Here is a 15,745-nt window from a genome sequence, read left to right as displayed (position 1 = left end):
AAGGGCTCAAGAGCGTACTGGAACGTTATGAAACCCTTCGTCAGACTTAACTGAAACCGCCGTATACGGATCCGTACGTACGGTGGTGTGAGAGGTCGGGGGTTAGTCGCCCCCTCCTACTCGATTTGCGAGAAATAGGGGATAAATCGCCTCATGCTAGATTTAAGAAAAATATATGTCATAGCTGAGAATGGCAAATCGTATACTTTTTATAGCTTTACGGTTAGGATTTGCTTTGTTTGGCTGGATTTAATTTACAATCGTATACGATGATCCAGGGAGGTGAGGCTGGCGATAAAATGAATGCGCTTACATTGGAGGGTGAGAATCATTTCATTAAGGAGGTTGTGAGATGGAAAGCGGGGGAAGGCGTCTGATTGCCGGGATGAATCCGGCTGTTTTTGCGATTGTTTTTGTCGTTGTGATGGGCGGTGTGTATTTGGAAATATTGCCGAATAACATGCTTATCGGCTTCGTCATTCCAATGGTGATTGGCGGGCTGTTTATTTGGCTGGGGGAGAAAATCCCGGTTTTCCGCACATTTGGCGGACCGTCACTGCTTTGTATTATTGTACCAGCTGTTTTTGTGTACTGGGGACTTTTCCCTCAGAGTGGAGTTGAGATTGTAGCGGATTTTTATAATGGATATGGTTTTATTGATTTGTTTATTGCCGCCTTAATTGTCGGCAGCTTGCTGAGCATGGACCGGCAAATTTTAGTGAAAGCGGGGATACGTTTTTTTATTCCATTACTAGCCGGCGTGGTGCTGACTTTTGTCGTCGGTGGGCTGGTCGGCCATGTAACGGGATTTGGCTATAAAGAAGCGATTCTCTTTGTTATCGCCCCGATCATGGGCGGCGGCATCGGCGCGGGGGCTGTTCCAATGTCGGAAATTTATGCTTCCGGAGCCGGAGGGGATCCGGCTGAATATTTATCGATGCTCGTCCCGGCAATTATGGTTGCGAATGTTCTATGTATCTTCGTTGCGTCTATTTTAAATGGTCTCGGCAAAAAGAACAAAAATATGTTTATAAAAGGATTTTCAGGAGAAGGAGAAATTCTTCGCAATGCCAAGAAAAATGAGGCTGCCGAGCCATTGCGCGCAGCTGAAAGCAAGGAGACGACGACTTACTCCAATCTGGCCGTTGGACTGATGATGTCCGGAGCTTTATACATTTTTGGTTACTTCATTGCGATGCTGTTCCCTAGTATTCATGCTTATGCCTGGATGATTATTGCGACTGCGCTCGTGAAAATTTTAAATATTACTCCGACTGTGATCGAAGACGCTGCCGGTGACTGGTTTGATTTCGTCTCGAAGATGCTCCTGCCTTGTATGCTCGTGGCAACGAGCATTGGTTTGATTGACATGCACCAAATTATCGAGGTTGTAACGAATCCTGCTTATTTAGGACTGACAGCGTTAACCGTTTTGCTTGCTTCATTTGGGGCGGGGATTTTTGGCTGGCTTGTTGCGATGTACTTTGTCGAATCAGCTATCGCCGCCGGGCTTTGTATGGCTGATGTTGGCGGTTCAGGGGATGCGGCTGTTCTTGGAGCGAGTGAAAGACTGAAGCTTATGCCATTTTCGCAAATTTCTTCCCGGCTGGGAGGAGTGATCATTTTACTCATTATGTCGATACTCGCTCCTCTGTTTTTATAAAAGGGAAAACAAGACTACAAGAAAAGGGATGATGGAATGAATTTTCAAATTACGACGTTGCCAGGAGATGGAATTGGACCGGAAATCGTAAAGGAAGGCATAAAAGTCATGAAAGCGGCAGAAAAGATTGTTTCAGGCTTTACCCTTGATTTTCAGCATTTTGATGCCGGAGCCGGACATTATGTAAAAACAGGAAACGTTTTTCCTGATTCATCTTATAAGGCTTGCCAGGAAAGTCACGCGATCTTTCTCGGAAGCATGGGCATTCCGGAGGTCGTGGAAAAGGATGGTACGGAGGTGCAAGGACAGGTTATTCTGCGTCTGCGGTTCGAGCTGGATCTCTTTGCCGGGGTCCGACCGATTAGATTATATCCAGGGGTGAAGACGCCGCTTGAGAATAAGCAGGATATCGACTTTGTCATTGTCAGGGAGAATACAGAAGGGTTATTCTCTTCTTTTAGAGGCGGGAGCGAGATCGTCAATGAAGTGGTGGCCGATACGATGATGATTAGCCGCAAAGGAACAGAAAAAATTACCGACTATGCGTTTCAACTCGCAGAAAAGCGCCAGGGACGGGTGCTTGACGGCAAAAAAATCGTAACCTGCTGCGACAAAAGCAATGTGTTCAAATCGTTAGCCTTTTTCCGGAAGGTCTATGATGAAATCGCTGAGAAATACGAGGGTGCGGTTGGAAAGGATTATGCTTATATGGATGCGATGACACTGTGGATGGTGCAAAAGCCGCAGCATTATGATGTGATTGTCTCGGAAAACATGTTTGGTGATATTTTATCTGATTTGGCTGCCGCTTTGGTCGGAGGCATGGGTATGGCTCCATCCGGTGATATCGGCTACCGTCATGCCATGTTCCAGCCGGCCCACGGATCGGCTCCGACGATAGCTGGAAAAGGGATCGCCAACCCGGTCGCCACTATCCTGTCCGGATCGATGATGCTGAAATGGCTTGCTGATCAGCATCAGCATCAGGAAGCGAGGGAAGCGGCACGTCTCATTGAAAAGGCAGTGGCAGCGACATTGGGTCAAGGCATTCAGACAAGTGATCTGGGCGGGACGTATACGACTGCCGACTTTGGTCATGCGGTAGTTAGTCAAATGGAGAAAATCAGCGTATAGTGGAGCAACAAAACGTGGAGATGGGAGAAGCCAAAAGATTAACCCAGGCAGAGAAAATCGCCCTGAAGCTAAGAAATATGATCATTCTCCAGCAAGTAAAACCTAATGAAAGAATTAATCAGGACAGCATCAGCAAGCAGCTTGGTGTGAGCAAAATTCCGTTGCGTGAGTCATTGAAGATTCTTGAAGCGGAAGGTCTTGTCTATTCTGTTCCTTATAAAGGAGCATTCGTTGGAAACATTACGATTGAATACGTCCAGGAAACGTACTATTTACGGTCGGTTCTTGAAGGGATCTCGTGCGCCCAGGCAACGCCGTTTTTTGATCAAGCGTCATTAGCGAAGCTTCGCCAGTTTCTCATTCATGCGGAGGCTGCTCTGGAAAAAGAGGATCTTGAACGGTTCATCCGTAAATCAGAGGGCTTTCATGATTTTATCCATGGAATGTCGGGTTATAAGCGGGTAAGCATGATGATCCAGCAATTAAATACGCGTTCTCTCGTGCTGCGCTTTTATCCCGAGGAACAATGTTATTTATCATTAAAGGAGCACACATTTATTTATGAACGAATAGAGGCGGGCGATTCGGAAGGCGCGGGAAATGCGATGAGAATGCATGTCCAGCGCTCAGGGATGGATACCGTGAAAGAGTTGCAGTCTAAATTAGCCGATCAGAGTTAGTTCATAAAATATAGATCACGCAATCGCTTCGAGCTTGAGAAAAGGGGGGCCTTTCCCCCTTTTTGTGCAAGCTCGTTTATTTTTTCAAGAAAAACAATCGTATTGGATTGACATGTGCTGGAGGTTCCATACAATATAAGTAAGATTAGCACTCCGGGTAAACGAGTGCTAACAAAAGAAGCAGAGGAAGGAGATTGTTGTATGGAGAAAAAGCAGTTTCAGGCGGAATCGAAACGATTGTTGGAAATGATGATTAATTCAATTTACACGCAAAAGGAGATCTTTTTGAGAGAGCTGATCTCGAATGCCAGCGACGCGATTGACAAGCTTTATTATAAAGCGCTGACGGATGAGGAGCTGAGCTTCAATCAAGAGGATTATTACATAAAGGTCAGCGCTGATAAGGAGAAGCGGCTGCTGACGATTACCGATACAGGCATCGGGATGTCGGCAGAAGAGCTGGAGCAGAACCTTGGAACGATCGCGAAAAGCGGTTCGCTCGCTTTTAAGAAGGAAAATGAAATCAAGGATGGTCACGATATTATCGGACAATTCGGTGTTGGTTTTTATTCCGCTTTTATGGTGGCTGATGCGGTAACGGTAAAGACGAAGCAGCTTGGCAGTGAACAAGGCTTTAAGTGGGAATCAAATGGAGCGGACGGCTATACGATCGAACCGTGCGAAAAAGAGACGGTCGGCACGGAAATCATTTTAAAAATCAAGGAAAACACCGAGGATGATAATTTTGATGAATATTTGGAAACGTATCGTTTACAAGCGATCATCAAAAAATATTCCGATTTCATTCGCTACCCGATTAAAATGGATGTCACTGTACAGAAGCCGAAAGCGGATAAAGAAGAGGAATTAGAGGAAGTAACCGAGGAACAGACGATTAACAGCATGGTTCCGATCTGGAAGAAAAACAAAAGCGAGTTAACGGATGAAGACTACGAAAATTTCTACCACGAGAAGCGTTATGGCTTTGATAAGCCGGTGAAGCATATTCATATTAGCGTGGATGGGACATTGCGCTATAACGCGATTCTCTTTATTCCGGAACGGACGCCGTTCGACTTTTATACGAAGGAATATGAAAAGGGCCTTGAGCTTTATTCCAACGGCGTGCTGATCATGGAAAAATGCGCCGATCTTCTGCCGGACTATTTCAGCTTTGTTAAGGGAATGGTTGATTCTGAAGATTTGTCGCTCAATATTTCCAGAGAAATGCTCCAGCATGATCGTCAGCTGAAGATGATCGCGAAAAATATTACGAGTAAAATCAAAAGTCAGCTCAAAGGTTTGCTGAAAAATGAACGGGAAAAGTATGAAACATTTTATGAATCATTTGGCAGACAGCTGAAGTATAGCGTCTATAGTGATTTCGGCCAGCATAAAGAGGAGCTTCAGGATCTCCTGCTGTTCTATTCCGGCAAAGAGAAGAAGCTAATCAGTCTGGATGAGTATATCGAAAAGATGCCGGAAGAGCAAAAGTACATCTATTATGCTACGGGAGCGTCACATCATCGGATTGAAAAGCTGCCGCAAACCGAGCTTGTTGCGGAGAAAGGCTTTGATATTCTATATTTTACCGATGACGTCGATGAATTTGCGATCAAAGCGTTAGCTTCCTATAAAGATAAGCAGTTCAAATCGGTTTCGAGCGGTGATCTCGGATTGGAGGATGCAGAGGAGCAAGCGAAAACAGAAGCCGAGCAGGAGGAGCATAAAGCCTTATTTGAACATATGAAACAGACGCTTGGCGATAAAGTGAAAGATGTCAGACTATCGAAGCGCCTCCGCTCTCATCCGGTCTGTCTCACAGCAGAAGGAGAATTATCCATTGAGATGGAAAAGGTGCTTCAGGCGATGCCGGACAATCCGAATGTAAAGGCGGAGAAGGTTCTCGAAATCAACGGAGACCATGACATTTTCCCTACCTTAAAAGAAGCCTACGAACAAGATAAAGAGAAGCTTGAGCTGTACACAAACTTATTATACAACCAGGCACTGTTGATCGAAGGCTTGCCAATTGAAGATCCCGTTGAATTTACGAATAATATGTGCAAAGTGATGGCATAAAGAGGCTGTCCCACTCGGGACAGCCTCTTTACCTTAAAAGGAGCAGGACAAATGGCGTAGCGAAACGGGTCGGAAATTAATACCGTATCGTAAGCACGTTCGATTCTAAATAGAAAGGATGAAGACATGCTTAATTAGGAAAGGAGTGAGTGAATGTCGATTAATAATGCTGTTCAGAATGGCAGCTTTGAAATAGGTGGTTTTGCCCCGTGGTTATTTGTTAACAGTATTCGGACAACAGCTGCCTCTCATTCAGGAAGCTACGCGGCCCAACTAGCAGGCGGGAATGTCAATTCGTTTATTACTCAGTATGTCCCTGCCATTGCCGGAGAATCTTATGAGATTCTCGTTTCTCTGGGCAAAGAGGGGAACTCACCGTCACCACCTATTTCACTAACGGTTGCTTATTATGATGCTTCTTTTACCTTTTTGGGATATGGTCTTATTACGAACCTGCCGGTAAACCGTCTGCCAAACGTTCAGGAAGAGAATTGGATAGAAGAATATCAGACGACGTCAGCTGCCCCTTTAGGAACAACGCAAGCGCTTATTTTAATAAATAAGCTGCCACAGGCAGGCAGTCCGGCTGTGATCGTTGATGATGTTGCTTTGCTGGTCGTGGCATCGGAAGGACTCGTGGGACCTACAGGCCCCGCAGGCCCGACAGGAGCGATGGGGCCGTCTGGTCCAAGAGGAGCCACTGGAGAACCCGGTATCACTGGTCCCACAGGTCCAGCTGGAGGTCCGGCCGGTCCGACGGGAGCTACTGGTCCGAGAGGTGCTACGGGAGCCACTGGTGGAATAGGGCCAAATCCATTTAAAGTTTATGTGCAATCTGGCTCAACCGGGGGAGACGGTACTCAGGCTAATCCCTTTGGAACAATACAGGAGGGGCTTGCTGCTGTGTCACCAACTGGAGTCGTTCATGTACTAATCGGGACTTATCCGATTACTACAACGGTGAATATTAATAAGCAAGGGGTTACATTGCGGGGATACCCCGGCGCTGTCATTCAGTTGCAGGCCAATGCTATCCCCTTTGTCGTCACTGGGACTGGTGTTACGATTGAGGGGTTTACAATGACAAGTGATGTGCCATATCCACGGGAGTTTATTCAAATTGGAGGGAGTAATCACCGCATTTCGGGCAATACAATATATGGTCCGCCCCAGGAAGGACCGTCAACGGATTGGGTAGTCAATCGCGGCTTTGTGACTCAGGCCAATAATGTAACTAATCTATTAGTCGATAATAATATTTTTTACTCGTTGCGCCAGCCTTCGTATTTAAATCCAAATACGACCGGTCACATCATCAACAATATTGTCTATAATACGAGAGGATTTGTCGTCGATAGAGCTGTCTTTGTATTTTCCGGTAATTCGTGGGGAAGTCCTGAAAATGCAGTCGACCTTGCTTTGCTTGCAGGGACGATCGCCGGTCCACCATACGATCCGTTAACTGAGCTGTCAGCCAATAACAGCTCTGCTTCGATTCAGGATAGCCGCTAACGATAAAAAAGGATACTGAAAAACGATTGCAGTGGCTCCGGCACGCAAAGCCCGGGCCAAAAGGTTGCTTTCACCTTTTGGCCCGGGCTTTTCATTGATCGTACAGGTTATACTTGCCAGTTTTTTTATTGTGGAGCCGGTTGGTCCATTGCCGGGTCTGTAGCCGGATCAGTTGCCGGATCACCGGCAGGGTCTCCCTCTCCTCCGCAAGCCGTCATCACCAATGTAATTCCTAAAGCTGACATAAGTAACAGTAGATTTTTCTTCATGATTTATTCCCTCCTTTTTTTGTTACTTTTCTATACCATGCTTGCTTTGCATTGAAACCCTTATCCGCAAGAAAAAACCTGATTCCGAGAAGAAAAAAGGAAGAAAAGACTAGTATGAAAAAACTGGGTAATCTCTCGTAATCGTTGAAGGATAAGGGGTTGCAAGCTTATTTCAAATATTAAAATTTATGAATATGTAGCAATATGTGAGAATGAAAAGAATCATGGAATGGAAGGGCGGGTAAGGTGAAATCGGTCTCTAACAGCAAAGGCAGAATCTGTCGTCAGCGGTTCGTCACGGGGCAGACTAGAAAAAATGAGATAAAAGCCTTTACGGAAGGAGGCCACTGAAAACTTCTTTTTTTTCGTAACTCGAAGAAGAGTAATGGCTCCGCGCGTTGCACGTCTTGCTTCGAGAAATCCACTCGTAGCAAGGCTTTCAAAATCAGGCAACGGCTACGCTCATTACGAAAAAGCTGCTGAAAAAGTGAAAATCGTACTTTTTCAGCAGACTTTACGGAAGCGGGATGGAGGTTTATCGTGTAAGATAGTGTAATCAACGTCATTTACTAGGAGGGTGGAGGATGAGTGATCAACGTGAACAATGGTCCTCAAAACTCGGCTTTATTTTATCAACAGCCGGAGCGGCTATAGGACTCGGGGCGATTTGGAAGTTCCCTTATGTGGCCGGAATGAATGGAGGAGGAGCGTTTTTTCTCATTTTTATTATTTTTACCGTTTTGATCGGGCTTTCCATGCTCGTTTCAGAATTCATTATCGGGCGGGGAGCCCGACGCGAAGCGATTACGGCTTACAAAACATTGGCTCCGCAGAGCGCGTGGGTGCTTGTTGGCCGGATGGGAGTACTGGGCTGTTTCCTGCTCCTCTCGTTTTACTGCGTCGTTGGCGGATGGGTTGTATTATATTCCGGCTTCGCCATCTCCGGGAAGGTGATCGCGGAGGGAGCCGATTACGGTCAGTTATTTGCGCAAGTGACAGGGACACCTTGGATCGGTCTTATCGGTCTTGCACTATTTCTACTTATTAACGTGATTGTGCTTTCCTTTGGGATAAAAAATGGAATTGAGCGGGCAAACAAATATTTAATGCCGCTTTTATTTATCTTTTTTCTTATTCTTGTTATCCGTTCCTTGACGCTGGAAGGGGCGATGGAGGGCGTGCGCTTTTTCCTTCAGCCGGACTTCTCGAATATAACAGGGGAAGGCATTTTATACGCGCTGGGGCAGTCCTTTTTTTCGCTGGCTGTTGGTTTTTCATGTATGGTGACATACAGTTCTTACTTGAATAAGAATGAAAATATTCCGGCTGCTGCATCGTCTGTAGTTGTCATGAATATTTTCGTTTCATTGCTGGCAGGTCTGGCGATTTTTCCGGTCGTCTTCTCATTCGGGCTTGAGCCGGCGGAAGGCCCTGGTTTGCTGTTTATGGTGCTGCCGGCTGCCTTTTCGCAAATGCCGTTCGGCGGTCTGTTTCTCAGCTTGTTTTTGTTGCTGTTTTTGTTTGCGACATTAACGTCATCATTCAGTCTCTTGGAAATTATCATTTCTGCTTTTACAGAAAACAACAAGCGTTCGCGGGCAAAGGTCGCCCTCATTTCGGGCATCGTTGTCTTTTTGGCAGGGATCCCGGCGGCGCTGTCATTCGGAGTGCTGGCGGATGTTCAGCTGTTCGGGAAAACCTTTTTTGATGCGACGGATTATCTCGTCAGCAATATTATGCTGCCGCTTGGCTGCCTGTTCATTGCGCTCTTTATTGTGCACCGGATGGATCGTAAGCTGGTGAATGAGGAGTTTACAGCCGGGAACAGCCTGTCAGCCGTCTGGCTGTCAGTGTGGCTCTTTTTAATGAAATGGGTTGTGCCGATTACGATCATTGTCGTGTTTATTAATATGCTTGGCTTGTTTTAAAGGCTTTCACAGAGGCTTGGATAGAAGGTTGTTTTTTTACCTTTTATTCAAGCCTCGAAACAATGGCTCCATTCATTGTTTCGAGGCTATATAGTTGAAGCGGGAAAGCCGTCATGTGCAGTACTTAACTGTCCAATTTATATTCCTTCATTTTCTTATAAAGGGTCGTCCGGGAGAAGCCGAGATGCTTTGATGATTTTGAGATATTCCCTTTAAAACGGACGAGCGCCTCCATAATATCCTCCCGTTCCTTCAAACGATTTACTTGTCGAATCTCTTCCAGATGCTTAACCTTTGTCCATTCATACTTTTCAGGCGGCTTATGCTCGATGGAGAGAGCTCTGGACAAATGCTTCAGATGAAGTTCTCTATCTGTGCCGGACAACTCATAAGCGAGTTCTACGACATTGCGAAGCTCGCGAATATTGCCGGGCCAGGAATAGTTCATGAAATAATGCAGAGCTTCAGAGGAAACCGTCTTGCTCTCCTGATCGTCTCTTTCCGCGAATTCCTCTAAAAAAAGGGTGACAAGCTCAGCGATGTCTTCTTTTCTTTCCCTTAAAGGGATAAGCTCGATAGGGAAGACATTCAGGCGATAATATAAGTCGCTGCTGAATGTGCCTTTGTAAGCAATCTCCTGACTCAAGTCTTTATTTGTCGCAGCAATAATTCTTACATCGAGCGGAATGGTCTGCTGGCCGCCTCGGCGGCTGATTTCCTTTTGCCGCAGAACACGCAGGATGATCGCCTGCAGCTCCGCCGGCATCTCACCAATTTCATCAAGGAATAACGTGCCACCATTCGCTTGCTCGAACTTGCCGGGGATGCCCCCACTAAAAGGTCCATCCCCAAAGCCGAACAGCTTAGAGGCGATGAACGGTTCATTGAGCGTCGCGCAATGAAGGGTGACAAACGGCTTATCCTTTCGGGTGCTTTCATTATGAATCGCCCGGGCGAATATTTCTTTGCCGGTTCCGCTTTCTCCGAGTAATAACACATTTGTGGAATTGGTCGAGGCGGTTTTTGCTAATGAGATCGCCTCGAGCAGTTTTGGGTGGCTACCGGCAATGTGAGGAAGCAGCAGCGGCTGTTCGCGGCTTTTTTTCTGTTTCTTTTTGTTCGCGCTCAGTTTTTTTATATAAAGGTAGCGGTAGTCATGAGCCGGGACGATATAGACTTCATAAATGGAATTGGACTGATCTTTATAAAGCTGCTTCCGTTTATAAGAAATATGATCAAAATTTTCTTGATACAAGCTGAGCATAAGTTTGTCTTTTTCACTGATTAATTGCTCGGCCAGCCCGTTTGTGTAAATAATTTTTTCCTGCTTTTTGACAAGCAGCGCCTCCTCAAGATCATTCGTAACATCATGCAGCAATTCGTATAGAAACTTAGACTCTTTTGATTGCTGAAAGAGGCTGACAGAATTCTCGGCGACCACTTTAAGCGCCTTCACAAGTGAAATAAAGAGTTCAAGCTCGAATTCCTGATTATCGCGGACAAATACGCCGAGGGCACCGAATAATTCGTTTTCGCTGAAGATTGGAATGCCGACGGTGATCCAGTCATTTAATGAGAGGGTCTGGTGATCTGACCCCAGTGAAAAAGAGAGTTCTTTTTTTAGAATCGCTTTGCTCATGCCCGTATGTTTCAAAAAATCTGTCGCCCATATGGAAACACCGGGATCGAGCGGGTCATCCGGAAACTGCTCTTTCATCTCAGGCTGAAACAAATCAAGCAGTCGGCCCTGCTGGTCAAAATAAGTGACATAGTAAGGGAAAAAGGAAGCTGCTTTTTTCAGCTCCGTGATGACAGGTTTATGAGCGGATAAGGAAGCTTCCACATTTTCATTCCGGTAAGCCTCGGGCGTTCCCTTAAGCGGGAATGGGGAAGGCTTCACCGGGCCAGCTGATTCCGAAAGGATTTTGCCTGTTCCATCCTTTTGAAATTGACCGATGTGGGAATGGAGCCATAGATGCTGGTTCTTTTGGTCAACGATAATTTTTCCCTGGGGAGCCTGACAGACGAGACCGGCTATATGCTTTTTGATTTTACCTATTTCGAGGCTGCTTGCTTTCTGAATCGCCTCGGCCATTATGTGGACGCTGTTATAAGCATGTTCCATCGCCGCACTGATCATCTCGGTTCCGTAAGCAGCTTGAAAGCGACGCTTAAATGCAACATTTGCCTCCTGATTAAGCGAAGAGAAATAGGAGGAACAAAAATAATGGCCTGCTATGTAACGGGGGTCAATCAGCTGATTATCAGTTTCAGAGATGATTGTGTCCGCGATTGGAAAAGGGAAATTGAGATGGTGACAGCACTCGTAGAACGATTGAGCGCTTTCTCCGACCAACGTCGAGAAAACTACGTCAGGCTTTCTCGTGGAAATCGTTTTAATGGTCTGTTCGAACTGCTTCTCCCCTAACGCGTGATATGACGCGCCTGCAATCTCCCCTCCATTTTGGGAGATGAGTCGGCGGGCAACATTGTTCATTTCTTTCGGATAATGATAATCAGAGCCGATTAAATAAAAGCTCTTGCCGATGTGCTTCATCAGCCAGGGGATATAATGGAACAAAAGCTGATTAGGTAAAGGGCCGCAATAGATCACGTTTGGATGCTGTTCTGCCCCTTCGTAGTGAGCGGGGTGAAAGAGCAGACAGTCATGCTTCGCCAGCAGAGGCAGGATGCTTTTACGGCCGGCGGATGTAGAAAGACCGATGAGCAGCTGAATGTCTTCCTCAAGTAATTTTTCAGTCACTTTAGCTGTGACATCCGGATCGGAACATGTATCTTTAAACATTGGAGTCAGCGTTTTCCCTAACACGCCTCCATGTTTATTAATTTCATCAATTGCAAGCAAGGCAGCTTTGTACTGGCCTTTCTCTGTCGCAGCTAACGCGCCTGACAGCGAGAACAATAACCCTACTTTAAGATCCTCCGTCATGTAAGAATCATCCCTCCTGCAGCTTTATAAATAATATGTGGTTCATTATTTTTATCATAAAGGATATTAAAAAAAGCCCTGATATTCGTGAAAGGTTTTCTAACATATTATTTAGTGGGGGACTTTCAATAGCGTGATTGGATGACTGCAAACAATAAATTGTCATGGAACAGGCGCAGTGCAGGACGGATGTATCCCAAATGATTTTTCCACAAAAATTTTTTCTGTTGAATGAAAAAGGGGGAACGGCGTTTTAGCAGCATAATAAAAGGTTTTATTTTCTCCGATCAGAAATATATATCGGTAATAGAGGTGGTTAGCTGCCGAGAAGAGCTTATCGCATTAAAGGTTCAGAATATTATGCTATAATGGAGGTGAGGCAGAAGGTAGTCCAGGCATGCTGTCATGGGAACAGCAGAAGGGGGAAGAAGATGAAGGTTGGCTTTATTGGAACGGGCGTAATGGGTTCGCGCATGATCAAGCAGTTTCTGCAGCAGCATACGGTGCTTATTTATAACCGTTCGCCTGAAAAAACGAAGGAATTGGTGGAGCTTGGCGCAGAGCGTCTGGACAATGTCGCTGCGGTGGCGCAGATGGCGGATATCATTTGTACGTGCTTATCTATGCCGGGTGATGTAATTGACGTGTACGAAGGGGAGAAAGGAATTCTTGCCCATGCTCGTCCGGGGGCAATTTGTATTGATTTTACAACGGTCGGCGCGGAGACAAGCAGGGAACTGTTTGCGGAGGCCGCCAAGCAAAAAATTGACTATCTTGATGCTCCGGTCAGTGGTGGGCCTGAAGGAGTCGAACAAGGTACGCTAACGATTATGGTCGGAGGAAAAGAAGCTGCTTTTCAGACGGTGGAGCCACTGCTTGCGCTAATTGGTGCGAAGGTTGAATTTTTAGGAACATCGGGAAGCGGTAGTGTGGCGAAGCTGATCAATCAATACCTTGTTGGTGTTCACTCGCTGGCCGCCGCAGAGGCAATGGTGACGGGAGCAGCATTAGGGCTTGATTCCGAACAGCTTTATCACATTTTAAAAGTCAGCTATGGCAACAGCCGGATGCTGGAACGGCATATGGAGCAATATGTTTTGCCGGGAAACTTTGAACCAGGAGGCGCTTTAAAATACTTACATAAGGATGTGAAATTAGCGAATAAGCTTGTTGAGGCAGCGGGGCTTGATCAATCTACCGGCGCTCTGGCGGAGTCTGTTTTATCAGAGGCGATCAATGAGGGGCTTGGTGATTTTGATATGGCTTCAGTTATTAAGCTGTTGGAGAAGAAAGGTCAGGTGGAAGTAAAAAGGGAGAAGTAGGAGGTTCATCCGGCTCTTATTAAAATATTAGATTTTAGTTTCGGGCGAATGAAAGATATTTGATAACAGACTGTTCAATGTGTATGATAAATAATGGGATTTATGTGATGGTGAGTGCTTCCTATTCAGTTGAAGAATAGGGATGGAGGTATATAATGGCCGAAAAGATTCAATTTGATAATTTAAATCTGTCTGATCGTATTTACTTTTACCTGCGGGAAGAGATTATCAATAATCAGATGGAGCCGGGTTCAAAAATTAATTACGATGACATTATGGAGAAGCTGGGAGTGAGCCGGACGCCTCTGCGCGATGCGCTACTGAAGCTGCAGCAGGATGGGTTAGTTGAAGTAAAGGCGCGTTCTGGCAGCTTCGTCGCGATTCCGAACCGGAAAAATATCGAAGACATCTATAATGTTAGAAAAGTGCTCGAAAGTCTGGCTGTCGAGCTCGCGAGTAAACAGATACCGAAAAAGGTTATCCACTCACTTGTCGAAGAGGCTGATCGAGCGGAGCTCGCGCTGGCAAAAGGGAAGACGGCACCGTTCTTTCAGGCTGACCGTAATTTACATCGGACGATCATTAATTATTCCGATAACAAACGGATCAGTGTGATGATGCAGTCGATCGAAGCTCAAATTCAATGGTTTGGCGTGATTATTACAAAAAACCATGCCCGCCCGCAGCAGGCTAACGAAATGCACCGCTTAATTTTGCAGGCGCTTGCCGAAGAAGAAGTCGAGGCGGCGAAAAAGCTGATGGAACAACATATTGAAGAAATTAAGCAGGTGACATTAAGCGATTACGGCAATACGGTCGAACATAATAAGTAGCGTATTTGAGCATGGAAGTGCCCAGGAAGAGCCGGCAAGTGAAGTCGCATCAAAGATGGAGTGAGGATGCGACTTCACTTGCTGCTTCCAGCAAGCGAAAACGGAATAAAGCTGCTTTCTCCAGCTGGCAGAAGGAGAGGAAAGTTCAATATTGACAGCATCTGACTCTGGTAATATGTGAAAGCGCTTTACTATAAACAGATCATAACATTTGAGGAGGATTTTTTATGAAAAAGATTGGATTTGTGGGATTGGGAACAATGGGGTTGCCAATGGCAAAAAATCTATTAAAAGCTGGCTACTCATTGCGTGTGTACAATCGGACTGCAAGCAAGGCACGATCGTTGCAGAGTGAGGGCGATGTGGAGGTGGCAAGCTCACCGGCTGAAGTGGCACGAAATAGTGAAATCGTCATTACGATGGTCACGAATAATCAAGCTTTGGAAGAAGTTATCAAAGGGGAGAATGGTGTTCTGGCGGGAGCGTCTGCCGGTTTAATTATCATTGACAGTAGCACCGTCGCTCCGGATCTAGTTCAATCGCTGGCGAAAGAACTGGCTGAGAAAGACATTGAACTGCTTGATGCCCCGGTAACAGGAAGTGAACCACAGGCGATTGCCGCGGAACTTGCTTTCATGGTAGGTGGTAAGGAAGAAGTGTACCAGCAGTGTATTCCTTTATTTGAGGCGATGGGAAAACAATCGCACTATATGGGGGGAAGCGGACTAGGAGCATATACGAAGCTCGCCAATAATACGATGTCTGCTATTAATCTCTTATCGTTAAGCGAAGCGCTGATTTTGGCCAGCAAAGCCGGAGTGGATCCGCAGAAATTTATGGAAGTCGCTAGCGGCGGCGGGGCGCGGAGTGGAATGATGGATAATAAAGGACCGAAAATTATCAACCGCGATTTTCATCCAAACTTTAAAACAGAGCTGATGCATAAGGATTTAGGGCTCGCTTTAAATGTCGCGGCTGAAATGAATATTCCGGTGCCGCTGCTTGCAAGCGTAAGGGAACAATTGCGAATCGCCATGGCGAAAGGCTATGCGGAAGAGGATATGTGTGCAGTAGCGAAATGCTATGAGGAATGGGACGGCGTTGAAATTAAGAAAAACGCCTAAACAGAAATAAAAATAGGAATGAGGCAAAAAAGCAGGTTTTTTTGCCTCATCCCTATTACGTAGGAAGTCTACTTTTCTGAACTTACTTGCTGCTTAGCTTCTTCCAGCATTTTATTAATTTCTTCGATGTATTCCTGCAAGCTCATCGTGATTCCTCCTTTTTATGTAATAGATTTATTTAGTAGTAGATTTGGTTTGGTTATATCATTACTTTTACCAAATTGAGAAGAAGCTAAACGTCTTTTTGG

At 45.7% G+C, this 15,745-nt stretch carries 12 protein-coding genes; 10 read left to right on the top strand and 2 right to left on the bottom strand.

All coding sequences use genetic code 11. From position 1 onward, the window contains the following. Nucleotides 1–239: 239 nt before the first annotated feature. The 6 genes from M3202_RS19420 (at nucleotide 240) to M3202_RS22460 (ending at nucleotide 7,071) form a co-directional block, all read left to right on the top strand. Entirely contained in the window at nucleotides 240–377 is a 138-nt protein-coding gene (locus M3202_RS19420) for a hypothetical protein (RefSeq protein ID WP_251224886.1), read from the top strand. Further along, nucleotides 353–1,663, top strand: a complete 1,311-nt coding sequence (locus tag M3202_RS19415) for a 2-hydroxycarboxylate transporter family protein (RefSeq protein WP_251224885.1) — start codon at nucleotides 353–355, stop codon at nucleotides 1,661–1,663. The genes M3202_RS19420 and M3202_RS19415 overlap by 25 nt, the downstream gene beginning before the upstream one ends. A gap of 36 nt (nucleotides 1,664–1,699) precedes the next feature. Then, nucleotides 1,700–2,797, top strand: coding sequence for an isocitrate/isopropylmalate dehydrogenase family protein (locus M3202_RS19410; protein ID WP_251224884.1), 1,098 nt, complete (start codon nucleotides 1,700–1,702; stop codon nucleotides 2,795–2,797). 20 nt (nucleotides 2,798–2,817) lie between these two features. Beyond that, nucleotides 2,818–3,477: a GntR family transcriptional regulator gene (locus M3202_RS19405; protein WP_251224887.1), complete on the top strand. Its 660-nt coding sequence runs from the start codon at nucleotides 2,818–2,820 to the stop codon at nucleotides 3,475–3,477. A 201-nt stretch (nucleotides 3,478–3,678) separates the two neighbouring features. Then, nucleotides 3,679–5,559, top strand: a complete 1,881-nt coding sequence (gene htpG, locus M3202_RS19400; protein WP_251224883.1) for a molecular chaperone HtpG — start codon at nucleotides 3,679–3,681, stop codon at nucleotides 5,557–5,559. A gap of 153 nt (nucleotides 5,560–5,712) precedes the next feature. After that, nucleotides 5,713–7,071, top strand: coding sequence for an NTTRR-F1 domain (locus M3202_RS22460; protein ID WP_285890622.1), 1,359 nt, complete (start codon nucleotides 5,713–5,715; stop codon nucleotides 7,069–7,071). Nucleotides 7,072–7,196: 125 nt separating this feature from the next. Here M3202_RS22460 and M3202_RS19385 read toward each other — a convergent pair whose 3' ends face one another. Next, on the bottom strand, nucleotides 7,197–7,340 hold the full coding sequence (locus M3202_RS19385) for a hypothetical protein (RefSeq protein ID WP_251224882.1): 144 nt from the start codon (nucleotides 7,338–7,340) through the stop codon (nucleotides 7,197–7,199). 584 nt (nucleotides 7,341–7,924) lie between these two features. Between M3202_RS19385 and M3202_RS19380 the strand changes: the two genes are divergently transcribed. Further along, nucleotides 7,925–9,268: a sodium-dependent transporter gene (locus M3202_RS19380; RefSeq protein ID WP_251224881.1), complete on the top strand. Its 1,344-nt coding sequence runs from the start codon at nucleotides 7,925–7,927 to the stop codon at nucleotides 9,266–9,268. Nucleotides 9,269–9,392: 124 nt separating this feature from the next. Here the strand turns inward: M3202_RS19380 and M3202_RS19375 are convergent, their stop codons facing one another. Next, nucleotides 9,393–12,218, bottom strand: coding sequence for a transporter substrate-binding protein (locus M3202_RS19375; protein ID WP_251224880.1), 2,826 nt, complete (start codon nucleotides 12,216–12,218; stop codon nucleotides 9,393–9,395). 431 nt (nucleotides 12,219–12,649) lie between these two features. On the opposite strand from M3202_RS19375, the gene M3202_RS19370 reads away from it, so the two are divergent. From M3202_RS19370 to M3202_RS19360, 3 genes are all read left to right on the top strand, one after another. Continuing rightward, the gene (locus tag M3202_RS19370) at nucleotides 12,650–13,540 is read left to right on the top strand and encodes an NAD(P)-dependent oxidoreductase (RefSeq protein WP_251224879.1); all 891 of its coding nucleotides are present in this window, start codon (nucleotides 12,650–12,652) and stop codon (nucleotides 13,538–13,540) included. 155 nt (nucleotides 13,541–13,695) lie between these two features. After that, the gene (locus M3202_RS19365) at nucleotides 13,696–14,373 is read left to right on the top strand and encodes a GntR family transcriptional regulator (protein ID WP_251224878.1); all 678 of its coding nucleotides are present in this window, start codon (nucleotides 13,696–13,698) and stop codon (nucleotides 14,371–14,373) included. 227 nt (nucleotides 14,374–14,600) lie between these two features. Then, complete coding sequence (locus tag M3202_RS19360) at nucleotides 14,601–15,497, top strand: NAD(P)-dependent oxidoreductase (RefSeq protein WP_251224877.1); 897 nt, start codon at nucleotides 14,601–14,603, stop codon at nucleotides 15,495–15,497. The last annotated feature ends 248 nt before the right edge of the window (nucleotides 15,498–15,745 follow it).

It is taken from the genome of Halalkalibacter oceani, from assembly GCF_023715605.1.
Lineage (GTDB): Bacteria > Bacillota > Bacilli > Bacillales > Bacillaceae_D > Halalkalibacter > Halalkalibacter oceani.
This window is presented reverse-complemented; position numbering and strand designations above follow the sequence as displayed.